Below are 15,465 nucleotides of genomic sequence, written 5' to 3' on the forward strand. Positions count from 1 at the left end.
GCAGACGGTATTGACCATTGCCGAGTTTCAGAACGCTGCGTCGGGGGGCAAAAGAAACGGGCCGCAGCAGATGCTACGGCCCGTCTCGAATTCAGGTAGGATGCGTCCGGATCACTCTGCCGGGAGCTTCCATGCGTCGCGGTCGATATCCAGATCGGCATAATCGTCCGGGTTCAGCACGGGGCGTTCGACGCCTGCCTTCAACTGACGACGGAAGTCGCGCAGCAGGCGCATGGCCACGGGGAAGAGCATCATGATCGCCAGCAAGTTGACCAACGCCAGAATACCCATCATCGGATCCGAGAAGAAGAACACCGCAGTCGCCGCCGGTGCTGTCGCACCCAGGAAGACAATCGCGATGATCGCAATCCGCAGGCCGAGGATCCCCAAGGGGCTCTTGGTCAGTACCGTCATCGCGTTTTCACCCAGATAATAGTTGTAGATGATCGACGAGAACGAGAAGAGCAGGATCGCGCCGCTCAGGAAATACTGCACCCATGTGCCCAGATGCGACACCATGCTTTGCTGTGTCAGCGCCACGCCGTCGATGCCTTCGGCACCGGGGACATAGACATCGCCCAGCAGGATCACGAAAGCCGTGCACGAGCAGATGATGATCGTGTCGATAAAGACCGAAAACGACTGCGTGATGCCTTGGCTGATGGGGTGACGTACCTCGGCGGTGGCAGCCACGTTCGGGGCAGAACCCAGACCCGCCTCGTTCGAGAACAGACCACGCCGCAGGCCTTGCGCAACCGCAGCACCCATACCGCCACCAACGGCTTCTTGCAGGCCGAAGGCGTTGGTCACGATGTCATAGATCACGCCGGGCAGGCTGGTGATGTTGAGCAGGATCACGATCAGCGCCATTGCCAGATAGCCGATGGCCATGATCGGCACGACAACGTCCGACACTTTGGCAATACGGTGGATGCCGCCAAAGATGATAAAGCCCGAGATGACCGCCAGCGCGATACCGGTCCACAGACGGTCAATGCCAAAGCTGTCCTGCATCGACCCCGCAACCGTATTGCCCTGGAACGCGTTGAAGCCCAGACCGAAGGCCGCAATCAGGCAGATCGCATAGATCACTGCCAGCCAGCGGTATTCCTTGCCCAACCCGTGGATGATGGCCGCTGCCGGACCGCCGCGGTAGCTGTGCTCTCCGACTTTGCGCTTGAACAGCTGTGCCAGCGAACATTCGACAAGGCTCGTGGCCATACCGACCAACGCGATGGCCCACATCCAGAAGACCGCGCCCGGGCCGCCAAGGGTGATCGCAACCGCGACGCCCGCGATGTTGCCGCCGCCGACACGTCCACCGACCGACACCAGCAAGGCTTCGCGCGCTGAAATCTGGTTGGAATCATCCGCGTTGTTCTTGTTCGACAGCACGCGGAACATGCGGCCAAAGTATTCGATCTGCACAAAACCGGTGGCAATGGTGATGAAGATACCGAAAATGACGAGGATCGGGATCAGCGACCATCCCCAGGTGAAGTCTCCGATCCAGCCGAAGAGCGTTTGTAGAAATTCCATATAAATGTCCCTTTGTTTTGCCGCGTTTTACGGTGTTCTTGGCCAAAGCGTAAAGCCGAATGACGCAGCGGGAAGCACGCAGCCCCTGCGCGACGTCTAGTGCGTTGATCCTTATACAGGTTATTTCGCAATTCAACTCTAGCGGGTTGGCTCTTCACGCGTTAATCGGCCATTTCTCCGCATTGATCCGCAGCCAGATAGGCGTGTTGCGCGTCAAACTCCGCAAAGCAGCTCAGCGCGAGGTGGATTTTGACGAAGGCCGCCTCGGCTGTCATCTGGCCGCCGTCGACCACCCCGCTGTCGCGCAGCGCCTTGCCCGCGGCATAGGTGCCGATCTGCATGCCGCCCTCGGCGCATTGGCTGACGGCCACCACGGGAACGCTCTTGTCCTGCGCTTTGCGCAAGGCGGCACGCAGGGCGGGGCTGTCGGGGACCGTGCCCGCGCCAAAGCAGCGCAGAACGATCCCGCCGCAGGTGGTCGCCGCATGATCCAGCAGGGCGGCGCTGAAACCGGGGGTGACGGTCAGAAGGGCAACCTCCTGGGCGCGCAGGGGGATGAGCTGCGGGTCGGGAGCGGTGGCACGCGGTGCCCTGTCGGTTGGCGCGGCGGTGAAGGCGTCCAGCGCCTGTGAATGCGCCTTGCGCACCCGCCCGCCATGCAGCCGTTTGCCGCCGAATTGCACCCAGACCCCCGCCGGTGCCGTACGCGCTGCGGCAAGCGCATCGATCAGATTGGCCGTGCCGTCCGTGTCAGCCACAGTCAGCGGTCGCATCGCGCCGGTCACGATCACAGGCTGCGCCAGACCGGGCAGCGCGAGGCACAGGGCGGCGGCGGTATAGGCCAGCGTATCTGTCCCGTGGGTCACAACGAAGCCGTCAAAGCGGCCCCGATGCTGATGGATGGTCTGCGCGATGCGTGCCCAATCCTGCGCCGTGGCAAGGGCGGAATCGACCAGCGGATCAAGGCGCAGCACCTCGACCTCTCCGGCGATCTTGCCGCTGGCCACCAGCGCTGCGACCGCATCTTCGACCACCCCGTCGCGAGGGGCGAAGCCGTCGGAGGTCTGGGCCATGCCAATCGTGCCGCCCGTGTGGATCAAGAGTGTCGCCATGCTGCGCCCTTTGTGTTGATTGCCGCCCAATATGCCCCGTCCGGAGCCCTGCAAAAACTGCCGCAGGCGGACCAGAAGCGCCCGTCGCTGTCAAGCCTGTTGACCGTCGGCGTATGGGGCCAAAGCCGCCATGACGTGACATCCGGCTTGACGGGCAGGGTGCGGCGGCGCGTATATACGCCCGACACGACCGGAAGGCCCCCTGATGCGCACACCGACCCGCCGCCACTTTATCGCCCTTGCCAGTGCGGGTGCCGTCGCCGGATGTGGCGGGCAGGGCGGGTTCTCTGTCGTTGATCCGGACCACGCCGGCGCAGGTGTCGGGGCGGATGTGGGCGCGGGCGTGCAACAGCTGCTCGTTGCGACCACACGCACCGCCGATCCCGCGCCGATCGCCTATGGGGCGGGGCGGGCCAAAACGCTGGATTTCGCGCGGCTTGCCATCTCAATCCCGCCGAACCACGCGGTCGGGCAGATCGAACGCAGCCGCGGATCGCGGGCCGACCCCGCACGCCATTTCGCCCTCACCGGGGCAGAGACCTTGCCGGATCTGGAGGCGCTGGTCACCGCCGCCCGCGCCGCGTCGACACCGGGGCAAGAGGCGGTGGTCTTTGTGCATGGCTATAACAACGGCTTTGCCAAAGCCGCATACCGTCATGCGCAGGTGGCCTGGGACTATGAATTGAAGGGGCCACAGATCCACTTTTCGTGGTCCTCAGCGGCGAACCCCTTCGAATATACCTATGACCGCGACAGCGTGCTGATCGCCCGTGATGCGCTGGCGACTTTGCTGCGGCGCCTGCTGCGCGAGGACGGGCTGCGCGTATCGCTGGTGGGGCATTCGATGGGCGGGCTGCTGATTATGGAGACGTTGCGCCAGATCGCGCTGAGCGGGGACCGCGCCCTGCTGGACCGTTTGTCTGCGACGACGCTGATCTCGCCCGATATCGATATGGATCTGTTCCGCGCGCAGGCCCATGCGCTTGGCCATTTGCCGCAGCCCTTTACCGTGGCGATCGCGCAGAACGACCGGCTGTTGCGCCTGTCGTCGGGCTTGTCAGGGGGGGCTGCGCGTCTGGGATCGGTAGAGGATCTGGACCAGCTTGAAGGGCTTGGCGTCTTCGTGGTGGATATGACGGGCATCGCCGACACGGGCAGCAATCACTTCTTGCCGGGCACTTCGGCCTCTGCCATCGCGCTGATAAAGGGGTTGCGAGACGCCGATGCGCTGGCCCCGCAATCCCTGTCGGTCGGACCGGTGAGCATCAAGCTCGGCGGGTAGCCCCGTCGCCGTCCAGGCCCGCCACTGAAATTGCTGCCCGAAGCGCTGTGCTAAAGCGCGCCATCATCGCGCCATCCTCTGCCAAGTTGCGGCGCAGGGATCGGGGCAGTTCCAACTGCACGCCCGCGCCGCTGCGGGTGCGGTTGCAGATGTTGCTGGGGTGCACGCCGGGCAGGGCCGTATTCAGCGCGGCCTCGAAGCCCGCCGCGCGCAATGCGTCGCCGACAGCATCCCGCAGGGTTTCGTCACGCCCGCCCAGCCAGACCGTGTCGTTGCCATCATCCTTGCGCCCGTGAATGGCAATCGACGTGTCCGCCCCTGCCACCAGTGCCAGCGCCCGAGGTTCATCAAACCGATGCGAGGTGATGTGGTAATCGCCATGCGCCCCGGCGCGCAGCGCCTCGAACAAGTAGAACGACAGATCATTCCCGGCGACAGCCCGTGCGATGCTTGCCGTTTCCGGTTCGATCGTCCCGCCGTGGGGCGCAAGGATCACGACGCATGTGCCACGATCCTGCACGGTGATACGGTAGTCCCGGTCCTGGTCATGCGCCGCGGCGAGCGTGGCGAAATCAGGGTAGCGGTCGGCCATAGTCTAAACGTCCAGCTTGGTGATCGTTTTGCTGATCTTGCCGCCGTCGCGACGCAGGCTCACCATCTCTCCGAAGCGGATGTGCAGCCAGTCTGACCCATCCTCTGTCAACGGTTCCGACGCGAAAATGGCCGAGGTGGCTTCGCCCTCGGGGCTGGCATCGACCTTGTAGCTGTCGGCGTAGTCCTCGAAATTCTCGCCCATCAACAGGTACATCGGTTCAAGCAGCATCGACAGGGCGTAGTCATCGGTGCCGGGGCCGGCTTTGCGCAGCTCTTTCCAGTCGCCTTCGGGTGCGGTTTCGCCTTTGTGGCCGGCCCCATAGTTCACGCCGATGATCCGGTCGGTGGACACCAGCGCGATCTTCAACTTGGTCAGGGCGACCAGATCCAGTTTGCGCATCGCCTGCAATACGGCATCAAGAAGCTTCTCGAACGCCGCCTGCACGTCGTCATCGCTATCGCCCTCTAGTAGGGACAGCAGCAGCACGTAAAAGAATTCCGTGTCTGTCGTGCCTTTCATCTGCCGCAGGAAATCGTCTTTGCACAGGGGCAGCAATTCGCGTTGCAGCAGCCGCCAATGGGGCAGGGCTCCGTTTTGCGCGATGATCCACGGGGTGCCCTTGAACGAGAACGGGTGGCAGTTCTCGTCCGCCAGCACATTGCGGGCGTCATAGGCCGCAGCGCGGACATGGGCGAGCATGGTGCTGGCCTGCAAACTGGGGATGATGCCGGGGGCGTTGTCATCGTGGAACGCGGCCATGGGGCGGTGATACAGCAGCGGTTCCTCGGGCTTCAGCAGATGCGCGCTCCATAATCCGAAGCCCCAACCGGCCAGCTGCAGGTTCGGGTGCAGCTCGGGGTCAAGGCTTTGGTTGATCAGACTGTTTTCCGGCTTGATCAGCAGGCTTTCAAGCGGGATTTCGGGCCCGATATAGGCGAGAACGCGGCACATGGCTTTCCTATCACATCAAGGGTCGATCAGGGGCACCACCAAGCGGCGGCATCCCGTATCATTCTGTCAGCTCAGGTAGGGCGGCGCGGGCCAAAGGCCAGATCAGCGGATCAGAGGGGGCGGACACCTGCGCATTTGGCAGGGGCGTCCGGCAAATGCAGACGGTCGCGGGTCAGCGTGTTGCGCTCACAGCGCGACAGGTGCTGTTTTGCGGCATCCGTATCGCCACTGAACCGCTGCAAGGCGCGCTGCCACGCCCGCAGGGCAGAGCGTGCGGACCAAGGCAATGCCGCTTGGGCCAGCCAGCCACGCAGTTCCGGCGGCAAGCGGTCATAGGCGGCCATCGGGTCTTGTGTGCGACGGCGTGCGGCAAGGCTGCTGCGGCAGTTGGGCTGGCGAAGGGTGGTTTTTGGCATGGTACTTTTGTCGCTGCAAGCAAGGGGTGCGCCGCCACCGTCAAGGCAGGCAGCGGCGCAGGATGTCAGTGCGCCTGCATCTCGGCAGAGATGTCAGCGGGGCTGAGGGCCGCGGGGTAATATGTCGGCCAGTTGGTGACCTCTTTCAGCAGGGCCGCGCGATCATCCCCCCAATAAAGGTGATAGTGATCTGCCTTGGCGGGCGCGATCTTGTGGTCACTGAACTGGAAGAACATCGGGGCCTCGGCGTCGCCGCTGATCTTTTCAAAGATATAGCGCACACCGCGATTGCCCTTTTCATAGGTCAACACCTCGAAGCCGTCGCTTTCATACCGCCCCTGCACCGATGTCTCGCCCGTGTAGAAGGTTGCGGTATCGCCCGAGAATACGATCCGGTCGACATCGGTGGCATAGCCGGTGGCGTAATAGGCTTTGTATTCCTCGGCGGTTTTGTCACCCTTGGCCGCCTTATGCGCCATCACCGCGTCCAGATCACCGCTTTGCAACAGCGGGTAGACGGACTGCCAGTCGCCCTCCCAGTCGGCCAGCGGGCGCGGTTTGATCTGCGCGTCGTCGAAGTAGCCTTTGTAGATGTCGTCGTCGCCTTGGTCGTGCTTGTGGTCGTGATCATGGTCGTGGCTGTGATCATGGGCTTCGTGGTCATGCGCCTTGTCTTTGGCGTGATCGGCAAGGGCGGGCAGGGCTGTGGCGGCAAGAGAGGTCGCGGCCAGAGCGGAAAGAAATGCGGTGTGGATGCGGGTCATCATGGGCTCCATTCAGGGTCGGTAGAGAAGTGATTCGTTATGTTATAACGTAACTATTTCTCTACAAGCAAGCCACGCGGAGAGCAATGATCAGAATTCTTGATTAAATCAGTCAAGGCGGTAAGGTCGGGACACGATTGCCGGTAGGGAACTTGAAAAAGGGCCGTGCAGTCGCTCTGGGAGGAGAACAAAATGAAGACTAATAATAGTATTAATCGACGTTCGTTTTTGACCAAATCGGCAGTCGCTGGCGGGGCTGCGGCTGGCAGCATGCTGGCGGCTCCGGCGGTTCTGGCGCAAGCGCCATTGGTTATCAAAATGCAAACGTCATGGAATGATGCCAACATCTGGCAGGACTTCGCACGCGACTATGCCACCCGCGTCGAAGAAATGTCGGGCGGGCGCGTCAAGGTTGATGTGCTGCCTGCCGGCGCGGTTGTTGCGGCGTTCCAAGTGCTGGACGCTGTGAATGACGGCTTGATCGATGCCGCGCATTCGGTGCCTGTCTATTGGTACGGCAAGAACAAGGCCGCGTCGCTGTTCGGCACCGGTCCGGTTTTCGGCGGGTCCGCAACGACGATGCTGTCGTGGTTCTACGAAGGCGGCGGCCAAGAGCTGTATAACGAGCTGACACAGGACATCATGGGCCTCGACGTGGTTGGCTATATGGGCTTTCCGATGTTTGCGCAGCCCTTTGGCTGGTTCAAGGAAGAGGTGAATTCGGTCGAGGATCTGCAAGGGTTCAAATATCGCACCGTGGGTCTGGCGGCCGATCTGATGGCCAAACTCGGCATGTCCGTCGCTCAGCTGCCGGGCGGCGAAATCGTGCCTGCGATGGAGCGTGGCGTGATCGACGCTTTCGAGTTCAACAACCCCTCGTCGGACAAAGACTTCGGCGCGCAGGACGTGGCCAAGAATTACTATCTGTCGTCCTATCACCAGGCGTCCGAAAGCTTCGAGTTCCTGTTCTCGCGGACCTTCCTTGAAGATCTGGACCCGGATCTGCAGGCGATCCTGAAATATGCTGTCGAAGCGGCCTCTACCGCGAACACAGCCAAGGCGATGAACCGCTATTCCGCGGATCTTCAGTTCTTGCAGGATGAAGCAGGGGTCACCGTGCGCCGCACCTCGAAAGAGATTCTGGACGCACAGCTGAAGGCATGGGACGAACTGATCCCCGAGCTGGAAGCCGATCCGTTCATGAAAAAGACCCTCGACAGCCAGCGCGAGTGGGTCAGCCGTGTGTCGTATTACGAGCTGATGAACTCGCCCGACTACGGTCTGGCCTACGAGCATTACTTCCCTGGCAAGATCAAGCTCTGATCCCGCTGACAGGTAAAGTACAGAACCCCGGCACCTATGTGTGCCGGGGTTTCAGACGAGGCATGGGGACATCATGATTTCATTTATACGGTTCGCCGACAGCCTGTCGGCATGGTTTGGCAAGTCATTCGCGTGGCTTATCCTGCTGATGTCCATCGGCACGGGCTACGAGGTTTTCGTACGCTATGTGCTCAATAGCCCGACGGCCTGGGCGCTGGACGTTTCCTTTATCATGTACGGCACGCTGTTCATGATGGGCGGGGCCTATACGTTGTCGCGTGGCGGGCATGTGCGGGGCGATTTCCTGTACCGGCTGCTGCAACCCAAGACCCAGGGCAAAATCGATATCGTGCTGTATATCGTCTTCTTTTTCCCCGGTGTGCTGGCCCTGATCCTGTCCGGCTGGAAATACGCCGCGCGGTCCTGGCAATACGGAGAGGTCTCCGTCAACAGTCCCGCAGGTGTGCCGATCTACCAGTTCAAAGCGGTGATCGTGGCGGCGGGCATATTGCTGTTTATCCAGGGGATCGCGCAGGTATGCCGCTGCATTATCGCGATCCGGGACAATTACTGGCTTGAAGCGGACGAAGACGTTTTCGAGACCGAAGATCTTTTGATCCAGAAGGCCAACATGGCCGAGAAAGACCATATCACATGACCGATCCGCAAATCGCCCTGATGATGCTTGGGCTGTTCATCATCTTTGTTTTTCTGGGCTTCCCGATCGCCTTTACCCTGATGGCCATGGGCATCGGCTTTGGCTACTACGCCTATTTCGATGCGCGCCGCATGTGGCGCGGTTTTGACCGGCTGGATGAAACCGCCGGACAATGGGAACAATGGTCGAGTTGGATAGAGGGGTTCTATAACAACCGAATATTTGACCTCTTCGTGAACCAAACCTTTACCGTGATGTCGAACGAGGTGCTGACGGCTGTGCCCTTGTTCCTGTTCATGGGCTATATCGTCGAACGCTCCAACATCGTGGACCGTTTGTTCACCACGCTGAACATCGCGTCCAAGAATGTCCCCGGATCGATGGGGGTGGCGGCGCTGATCACCTGCGCGCTGTTTGCCACGGCGACAGGGATCGTGGGCGCGGTTGTGACCTTGATGGGCCTGCTGGCGCTGCCGGCGATGTTGAAAGCGCGCTATGACCCATCCTTTGCGGCGGGCATTATCTGTGCGGGCGGTACCTTGGGGATCCTGATCCCGCCGTCGATCATGCTGATCGTCTATGCGGCGGCGACCAACGTGTCGATCGTGCGCCTTTATGCGGCGGCGCTGCTGCCGGGGCTGACGCTGGTGGGGCTGTATCTGGTCTATATTATCGGGCGGTCTTTGCTGCAGCCATCCTCGGCGCCAAAGCCTACGGCGGATGAGGTGCCGGACATGCCAATGGGCAAGCTGGTGATGATGATCATCACCTCTTTCGTGCCACTGGCTTTCCTGATCTTTGCGGTGCTCGGGTCGATCCTTTTCGGTCTCGCCACCCCGACAGAGGCGGCATCTATCGGTGCATTGGGCGGTATCTTCCTTGCCTTTATCTACCGCGCGATGACATGGCAGCGTTTGCGTGAAAGCGTCTATCTCACTGTGCGCACAACGGCGATGGTCTGCTGGCTGTTCGTCGGCTCCTACACCTTCTCTGCCGTGTTCTCCTACCTCGGGGGGGAGCATGTGATCTCGGAGTTCGTGCAATCCATGAACCTGTCGCCGATCCAGTTCCTGATCATGGCGCAGCTCATCATCTTCCTGCTGGGCTGGCCGCTGGAATGGTCCGAGATCATCATCATCTTCGTGCCGATCTTCCTGCCGCTGCTCGCGGTGTTCGAGATTGATCCGCTGTTCTTCGGTATCCTTGTGGCGCTGAACCTGCAGACCAGTTTCCTGACCCCGCCGATGGCGATGTCGGCCTATTACCTTAAGGGTATCGCGCCGCCGTCGCTCCTGCTGACGCAGATCTTCAAGGGGGTCATGCCGTTCCTCTTCTGCGTGATCCTGTCGATGGTGCTGATGTATGTCTTCCCGCAGATCGTCTTCTATTTGCCGGATCTGTTTTATGGACGGTAATCGGATGACGGGTCACGGGGTGGACGGCACCCCCAGCGTGACGCTGCTGCGCGACAGGCTGGCGTCCGGCGCGCTGGATGCGCTGGCGCTGGTCGACAGCTATATCAAGCGGATCGAGGCGCGCGAGCCGCAGGTCGGTGCATGGGCGTGGTTCGATCCCGAATTCGCGCGCGCACAGGCCCGCACGCTGGATGAGCATCGCCGGGCAGGGCGTCCCTTGGGGCGGCTCCACGGGTTGCCGGTCGCGCTGAAGGACGTGATCGACACCCAACGCATCCCCACGGAAAACGGCTGCGTTCAGGATGCGGGGCGCGTGCCCCTGCGCGACGCTTTTGTGGTAGACCGGCTGCGCAAGGAAGGGGCGATCCTGATGGGCAAGACGGTCACGACCGAGCTTGCCTTCATGCAGCCCGGCAAGACCGCGAACCCGCATAATCTGGCGCATACGCCCGGCGGATCGTCCCAAGGCTCTGCCGCGGCGGTGGCGGACGGGATGGTGCCGCTTGCCATCGGCACCCAGACCGGCGGGTCGGTGATCCGACCGGCGTCCTTCTGCGGGGTGACCGGATATAAACCCACCTTCGGCGCGATCCCGCGGCGGGGGGTTCTGACGCAATCGCCCTCGCTTGATACGATCGGGGTCTTTGCCAGCGATCCCGCAGGGGCAGCACTGCTGGCCGAGGTACTTTTCGGGCAGGACGACGAAGACAACGCGACCACGCTTTGCGCTGCGCCCGCCTTGCATGCGGCGGCGACCTCGGCCCCGCCGCTGCCGCCCGTATTCGGCTTCATCCGCCCGCCGGGATGGGAGGATGCGGAGCCGCAACTGCATGAGGCCTTTGCCGAGCTGCTGGACGCGCTTGGCGATCAGGCGTTCGAGCTTCCGTTGCCAGCGGTGTTCGACACGGCAGCAGACCAGCGCAAGCTGATCAATCTGGCCGAGATGTCCTATCACTACTACCCCTATTGGCACCGGGGCGCGGACAAGCTGGGGCCGATCACCCGCGACGCGATAGAGCAAGGCAACGCCGTGCCTGCCCGCGATTACCTGTCGGCCCGCGACATGCCCAAGGTGCTGAACGCCGCGCTGGACGAGATGTTCACCCGCTGCGATGTGATCCTCTGCCCCTCGGCCCCCGGTCCGGCACCCAAAGGGTTGGAAACCACGGGCGATCCGGTGTTCAACGGGCTGTGGACCTTCTGCGGCACGCCCTGCATCAACCTGCCGCTTTTCACCTCGACCGAAGGGCTGCCCATGGGCGTCCAACTGGTCGGCGCTCGCCACAATGACGCGCGGTTGCTACGCACGGCACAATGGCTGACCGACTGGGCCGCCGGTGCCTCTGCATAAAGGATATCTGATATGAACCGACTTCTCGCACTTGTGGCCTTTGCGACCATCACCACCTTTCTGCTGATACTGGCGGTCAAGGTGCCCAGCCCCGATCTGGTGATCATCGTGGCGATCACACTGGCGTTCATCGCCTTTGATCTGTTCACCTCCAGTCGCAACAAGAAAGACTAGCCGATGTCCAAACCCGTGATCTGGATCACCCGCACCCTGTCGAATGCCACGCTGGAACGCGCCCGCCGCGACTACGAGGTGATCTGGAATGCCGCCGACACCCCCGGCAGCGCCGAGGATATCATCAAGATGAGCGCATCCGTCGACGGGATCATCCCGTGCCACTCCGAACATTTCAGCGCAGATGTCGTGGCGCAGCTCGACCCGCGGCTGAAAATCGTCGCGAACCATTCGGTCGGGGTGGACCATTGCGATCTGGACGCGCTGCGCGGCAAGGGGATCGTCGTGACCAATACGCCCGATGTGCTGTCGGATGCCACGGCAGAGCTGGCGATGATGCTGATGCTGGGGGCTGCGCGCAATGCGGTCGCGGGGGACCGGACTGTGCGGTCCGGCACATGGGATTTCTGGTCGCCGGCCTTTCTGGTGGGCAAACAGCTGACCGATGCGCGGCTGGGGATCGTGGGGATGGGCGGTGTGGGCCGTGCCTTTGCCCGCAAAGCGCGCGGCTTTGATATGGAGATCCACTATCACAACCGCAGCCGTCTTTCGCCCGAGGATGAAGCGGGCGCGATCTATCACGAGACGCTGGAAAGCCTGCTGGCGGTGTCCGACTTCCTGTCGCTCCATTGCCCCGCAACGCCCGAGACGGTCGGGCTGATGAACGCCGACCGTTTGGCGCAACTGCCCAAAGGGGCAGTGCTGGTCAACACGGCCCGCGGCAATCTGATCGACGAGGCCGCTTTGGTCGACGCTCTGGATGCGGGGCATATCGGGGCGGCGGGGCTGGATTGCTTTGTCACCGAACCGGGGGGCAATCCGGCCTTCGCGTCCTATGACAACGTGATGATGATGCCCCATGTGGGCAGCGCCACGGTGCAGACCCGCGATGCGATGGGGTTCAAGGCACTGGATAATCTTGACGCGTTCTTCCGTGGAGAGTCCCCGCCGAACGCGCTCTAGTCTAGAAGGGGTCCGAAGAACTCAATGCGGACCTACGCGAAAAAAATCGTATACGATTTACACGATCGTATTTATTTGTCATGGTGTGTTTCGAAAGGGGCGCATCATGACACTTCGGCAATCGAAATCGGACATTCTATTCGACCGGCTGCGCCATGATATCCTGTCACTGGATCTGCAACCGGGCATGGCGCTGCGCCTACCGGCCCTGTCGGAACGCTATGCCATCGGCCTGACGCCGCTGCGCGAATGTCTGAACCGGCTGGCGGCTGAACAGCTTGTCGTGCCCGAGCATAACAAGGGCTTTTGCGTCACCCCGCTGACCCGTGCCGATCTTCTGGACCTGGAACGCAGCCGCGATGCCATCGAAGGCGCGATGCTGGCCCATTCCGTCAGCCACGCCGATGACGCGTGGGAGGCAGGGGTGATCGGTGCCTATCAGCACCTGTCGCAAACCCCCGTGCCTTCGGTGATCCATAATGACGAGGCGCTGGCCCAATGGACGCGGCGGCATCTGGCCTTTCATCAGGCATTGGTGGCGGGGGCGCGGTCAGAATGGATGGCGCGGTTTGCGGGGCAGTTGCAGGACCAGTTGGGGCGCTACCACCGTTTTATTCAGGCGGGCCTGCGCGATCTGACCCAAAGCGCGCCCCCGCTGGCGGCCAAAGCGGCAGAGGTATTCTCTGCCGGTATGGCGCTAGAGCCGCATCGCGCGCTCTATCAGGCAGCGCTTGATCATGATCCGGCGGCGGCGCTTGCGGCCTTTCGCCATCACACCGGCCTGAGCATCGCCGCCTTCGAGGAGCTTTCGACGCTGATGCCGGCCCATTCACCCTTTGCAAGAACCCTCGGCCCCCAATCGGAGCACCCCGCATGACCGGCTACAACCCCGCTGACGAAGGGGCGCAAATGTCCTTTGCCAAGGATATGTCCTATACCGATTACCTGTCGCTCGACCCGATCCTCGGGGCGCAGAATTGCAAATCCGACGCCCATGACGAGATGCTGTTCATCATCCAGCATCAGACCTCAGAACTATGGATGCGCCTGTGCCTGCACGAGCTGTCGTCGGCGCGCACCCATCTCGCGGCGGGTGATTTTGCGCCGGCGATGAAGATGCTGACCCGTGTGGCGCGCATTTTTGAACAGCTCAACAGCGCGTGGGATGTGCTGCGCACCATGACCCCCAGTGAATACAGCGATTTTCGCGACGACCTCGGCGCGTCCTCGGGGTTTCAGTCGCATCAATACCGGCTGATCGAGTTCATCCTCGGCAACCGCAACCGCGCGATGATGAAAGTGCATGAACATCGCCCCGAACTGCACCATATGCTGACGCAGGAACTGGGCACCAAATCGCTCTACCATGTCGCGCTTGATCTGCTGGCAGAGGCAACGGGGCAAAGCTTTGACCCGCAAGCCTATGCGATGGACACGCCTCATGCGGCGGATGATGCGGTGATGCAGGCATGGGTGCGCGTCTACCAAGACCCGCGCGCCCATTGGCAACTATATGAACTGGCCGAAAAGCTCGTCGATCTCGAAGACTACTTCCGCCGCTGGCGTTTCAACCATGTGACCACGGTGGAACGCATCATCGGCTTCAAACGCGGCACGGGCGGCACGTCGGGGGTGAAATACCTGCGCCGGATGCTCGAGGTCGAACTTTTCCCCGAACTCTGGAACGTACGAGGTGCCCTGTGACCCGATTGCCGATGAAAGACCGCTTTTCCCTGCCCGAGGGCATGATCTACCTTGATGGAAACTCGCTTGGGCCGCTGCCTGTGGGGACGGCCGAAAAGGTGCAGGATGTGGTGCAGGCGCAATGGGGCGCGCATCTGATCAAGGGCTGGAACCTTGACGGCTGGATGGCGCAGCCCGCACGGGTCGGCAACCGTATTGCCCGCCTGATCGGCGCGCCCGAGGGGTCGGTCACCATGGGCGACACGCTGTCGGTCAAAGTGTTTCAGGCCCTGTCTGCTGCCCTCAAGATGCGCCCCAACCGGCGGGTGATCCTGTCGGACAGCGGCAACTTCCCGTCGGACCTGTATATGGCCGAGGGGCTGATCCAGCAGTTGGGGCAAGGCTACGAGCTGCGCATCGTCGCCCCCGAAGATGTCGCCAGCGCCATGACAGATGACGTGGCTGTCGCGATGATCACCCAAGTCGACTACCGCACGGGCCGCATGCATGACATGGCGCAAGTGACCGCGGCGGCCCATGGGGCAGGGGCGGTGATGCTGTGGGATCTGGCCCATAGCGCAGGCGCGGTGCCCGTCGATGTGGCCGCCTGCAACGCGGAATTCGCCGTCGGCTGCACCTATAAATACCTCAACGGCGGGCCGGGGGCCCCTGCGTTCATCTATGCGCGCCCCGATATCGTCGCGGACATCCAGCCCGCTTTGGCCGGATGGCTGGGCCATGACGCGCCCTTCGCCTTCGAGACCGGATACCGCCCCGCTGCGGGCATCGAGCGCATGCGTGTCGGCACGCCCCCCGTGATCCAGATGACCGCGCTGGAACATGCGCTTGGGCTTTGGGACGAGGTGGATATGGCCGAGCTGCGGGAGAGGTCTGTCGCGCTGAGCGAGCTGTTCATCGCGCTGGTCGAAGAAAAATGCCCCGAGCTTGTGCTGGCCAGCCCACGGGATGCAAACCAGCGCGGCAGTCAGGTGTCTTTCGCGTCAAAGAACGGATATGCGGTGATGCAGGCGTTGATCGCACGGGACGTGATCGGTGATTTCCGCGCGCCTGACATCATGCGCTTTGGCTTCACGCCTTTGTACATCGACGAAGGTGACGTGCGCGGCGCGGTCGACATCCTTGCCGACATCCTTGCGACCCGCAGTTGGGACCGGCCCGAGTATCACCAGAAGCGCGATGTGACCTGACGGGCCAAGCGGCATCGGGACACAGCGCGGT

Annotated in this window: 16 protein-coding genes; 10 read left to right on the forward strand and 6 right to left on the reverse strand. The window is 62.0% G+C overall.

Going from position 1 to position 15,465, the window contains the following annotated elements:
* Positions 1–111: 111 nt before the first annotated feature.
* Together EE36_RS10755 and EE36_RS10760 are read right to left on the reverse strand one after the other, a co-directional pair.
* Positions 112–1,539: a sodium:alanine symporter family protein gene (locus EE36_RS10755; RefSeq protein WP_005852144.1), complete on the reverse strand. Its 1,428-nt coding sequence runs from the start codon at positions 1,537–1,539 to the stop codon at positions 112–114.
* Between the two features lie 161 nt (positions 1,540–1,700).
* Positions 1,701–2,651 (reverse strand): asparaginase, encoded by a 951-nt coding sequence (locus EE36_RS10760; protein ID WP_005852146.1) that lies wholly within the window; start codon positions 2,649–2,651, stop codon positions 1,701–1,703.
* 205 nt (positions 2,652–2,856) lie between these two features.
* Here EE36_RS10760 and EE36_RS10765 point away from each other — a divergent pair, with 205 nt between their 5' ends.
* Complete coding sequence (locus tag EE36_RS10765) at positions 2,857–3,933, forward strand: alpha/beta hydrolase (RefSeq protein ID WP_005852148.1); 1,077 nt, start codon at positions 2,857–2,859, stop codon at positions 3,931–3,933.
* On the opposite strand, the gene EE36_RS10770 is transcribed toward EE36_RS10765, so the two are convergent.
* The 4 genes from EE36_RS10770 to EE36_RS10785 all read right to left on the reverse strand — a co-directional run bounded on the left by EE36_RS10770 (position 3,917) and on the right by EE36_RS10785 (position 6,659).
* A complete protein-coding gene (locus tag EE36_RS10770; RefSeq protein WP_005852150.1) occupies positions 3,917–4,525 on the reverse strand; it encodes a poly-gamma-glutamate hydrolase family protein in 609 nt (202 codons plus the stop codon). The two genes, EE36_RS10765 and EE36_RS10770, sit on opposite strands and share 17 nt — an antisense overlap.
* Positions 4,526–4,528: 3 nt before the next feature.
* A complete protein-coding gene (locus EE36_RS10775) occupies positions 4,529–5,479 on the reverse strand; it encodes a class II glutamine amidotransferase (RefSeq protein WP_005852152.1) in 951 nt (316 codons plus the stop codon).
* A 110-nt stretch (positions 5,480–5,589) separates the two neighbouring features.
* Positions 5,590–5,895: a DUF6525 family protein gene (locus EE36_RS10780; protein WP_005852154.1), complete on the reverse strand. Its 306-nt coding sequence runs from the start codon at positions 5,893–5,895 to the stop codon at positions 5,590–5,592.
* A gap of 65 nt (positions 5,896–5,960) precedes the next feature.
* Positions 5,961–6,659 (reverse strand): metal-binding protein ZinT, encoded by a 699-nt coding sequence (locus EE36_RS10785; RefSeq protein WP_005852155.1) that lies wholly within the window; start codon positions 6,657–6,659, stop codon positions 5,961–5,963.
* A 192-nt stretch (positions 6,660–6,851) separates the two neighbouring features.
* Here EE36_RS10785 and EE36_RS10790 point away from each other — a divergent pair, with 192 nt between their 5' ends.
* From EE36_RS10790 to kynU, 9 genes are all read left to right on the forward strand, one after another.
* Complete coding sequence (locus EE36_RS10790; protein ID WP_037943698.1) at positions 6,852–7,982, forward strand: TRAP transporter substrate-binding protein; 1,131 nt, start codon at positions 6,852–6,854, stop codon at positions 7,980–7,982.
* A gap of 73 nt (positions 7,983–8,055) precedes the next feature.
* Positions 8,056–8,640, forward strand: a complete 585-nt coding sequence (locus EE36_RS10795) for a TRAP transporter small permease subunit (RefSeq protein WP_005852157.1) — start codon at positions 8,056–8,058, stop codon at positions 8,638–8,640.
* Complete coding sequence (locus EE36_RS10800; protein ID WP_005852158.1) at positions 8,637–10,055, forward strand: TRAP transporter large permease subunit; 1,419 nt, start codon at positions 8,637–8,639, stop codon at positions 10,053–10,055. The genes EE36_RS10795 and EE36_RS10800 overlap by 4 nt, the downstream gene beginning before the upstream one ends.
* A gap of 4 nt (positions 10,056–10,059) precedes the next feature.
* Positions 10,060–11,406, forward strand: coding sequence for an amidase (locus EE36_RS10805; protein ID WP_005852159.1), 1,347 nt, complete (start codon positions 10,060–10,062; stop codon positions 11,404–11,406).
* Positions 11,407–11,418: 12 nt separating this feature from the next.
* Positions 11,419–11,580, forward strand: a complete 162-nt coding sequence (locus EE36_RS17610; protein WP_005852160.1) for a hypothetical protein — start codon at positions 11,419–11,421, stop codon at positions 11,578–11,580.
* A gap of 3 nt (positions 11,581–11,583) precedes the next feature.
* Entirely contained in the window at positions 11,584–12,543 is a 960-nt protein-coding gene (locus tag EE36_RS10810) for a D-glycerate dehydrogenase (protein ID WP_005852161.1), read from the forward strand.
* A gap of 106 nt (positions 12,544–12,649) precedes the next feature.
* On the forward strand, positions 12,650–13,420 hold the full coding sequence (locus tag EE36_RS10815) for a GntR family transcriptional regulator (RefSeq protein WP_005852162.1): 771 nt from the start codon (positions 12,650–12,652) through the stop codon (positions 13,418–13,420).
* Positions 13,417–14,247: a tryptophan 2,3-dioxygenase gene (locus tag EE36_RS10820; RefSeq protein ID WP_005852163.1), complete on the forward strand. Its 831-nt coding sequence runs from the start codon at positions 13,417–13,419 to the stop codon at positions 14,245–14,247. The genes EE36_RS10815 and EE36_RS10820 overlap by 4 nt, the downstream gene beginning before the upstream one ends.
* A gap of 11 nt (positions 14,248–14,258) precedes the next feature.
* Entirely contained in the window at positions 14,259–15,434 is a 1,176-nt protein-coding gene (kynU, locus tag EE36_RS10825) for a kynureninase (RefSeq protein ID WP_005852164.1), read from the forward strand.
* Positions 15,435–15,465: the final 31 nt, after the last annotated feature.

It is taken from the genome of Sulfitobacter sp. EE-36, assembly GCF_000152605.1.
GTDB lineage: Bacteria > Pseudomonadota > Alphaproteobacteria > Rhodobacterales > Rhodobacteraceae > Sulfitobacter > Sulfitobacter pontiacus.

Bases quoted from the DNA above. Each gene is read 5' to 3' on its own strand.
- EE36_RS10775 (WP_005852152.1), bottom strand. From the start codon at position 5,479: ATGTGCCGCGTTCTCGCCTATATCGGGCCCGAAATCCCGCTTGAAAGC.
- kynU (WP_005852164.1), top strand. From the start codon at position 14,259: ATGAAAGACCGCTTTTCCCTGCCCGAGGGCATGATCTACCTTGATGGA.
- EE36_RS10765 (WP_005852148.1), top strand. From the start codon at position 2,857: ATGCGCACACCGACCCGCCGCCACTTTATCGCCCTTGCCAGTGCGGGT.
- EE36_RS10805 (WP_005852159.1), top strand. From the start codon at position 10,060: ATGACGGGTCACGGGGTGGACGGCACCCCCAGCGTGACGCTGCTGCGC.
- EE36_RS10760 (WP_005852146.1), bottom strand. From the start codon at position 2,651: ATGGCGACACTCTTGATCCACACGGGCGGCACGATTGGCATGGCCCAG.
- EE36_RS10795 (WP_005852157.1), top strand. From the start codon at position 8,056: ATGATTTCATTTATACGGTTCGCCGACAGCCTGTCGGCATGGTTTGGC.
- EE36_RS10770 (WP_005852150.1), bottom strand. From the start codon at position 4,525: ATGGCCGACCGCTACCCTGATTTCGCCACGCTCGCCGCGGCGCATGAC.
- EE36_RS10790 (WP_037943698.1), top strand. From the start codon at position 6,852: ATGAAGACTAATAATAGTATTAATCGACGTTCGTTTTTGACCAAATCG.
- EE36_RS10800 (WP_005852158.1), top strand. From the start codon at position 8,637: ATGACCGATCCGCAAATCGCCCTGATGATGCTTGGGCTGTTCATCATC.
- EE36_RS10815 (WP_005852162.1), top strand. From the start codon at position 12,650: ATGACACTTCGGCAATCGAAATCGGACATTCTATTCGACCGGCTGCGC.
- EE36_RS10820 (WP_005852163.1), top strand. From the start codon at position 13,417: ATGACCGGCTACAACCCCGCTGACGAAGGGGCGCAAATGTCCTTTGCC.
- EE36_RS10810 (WP_005852161.1), top strand. From the start codon at position 11,584: ATGTCCAAACCCGTGATCTGGATCACCCGCACCCTGTCGAATGCCACG.
- EE36_RS10785 (WP_005852155.1), bottom strand. From the start codon at position 6,659: ATGACCCGCATCCACACCGCATTTCTTTCCGCTCTGGCCGCGACCTCT.
- EE36_RS10755 (WP_005852144.1), bottom strand. From the start codon at position 1,539: ATGGAATTTCTACAAACGCTCTTCGGCTGGATCGGAGACTTCACCTGG.
- EE36_RS10780 (WP_005852154.1), bottom strand. From the start codon at position 5,895: ATGCCAAAAACCACCCTTCGCCAGCCCAACTGCCGCAGCAGCCTTGCC.
- EE36_RS17610 (WP_005852160.1), top strand. From the start codon at position 11,419: ATGAACCGACTTCTCGCACTTGTGGCCTTTGCGACCATCACCACCTTT.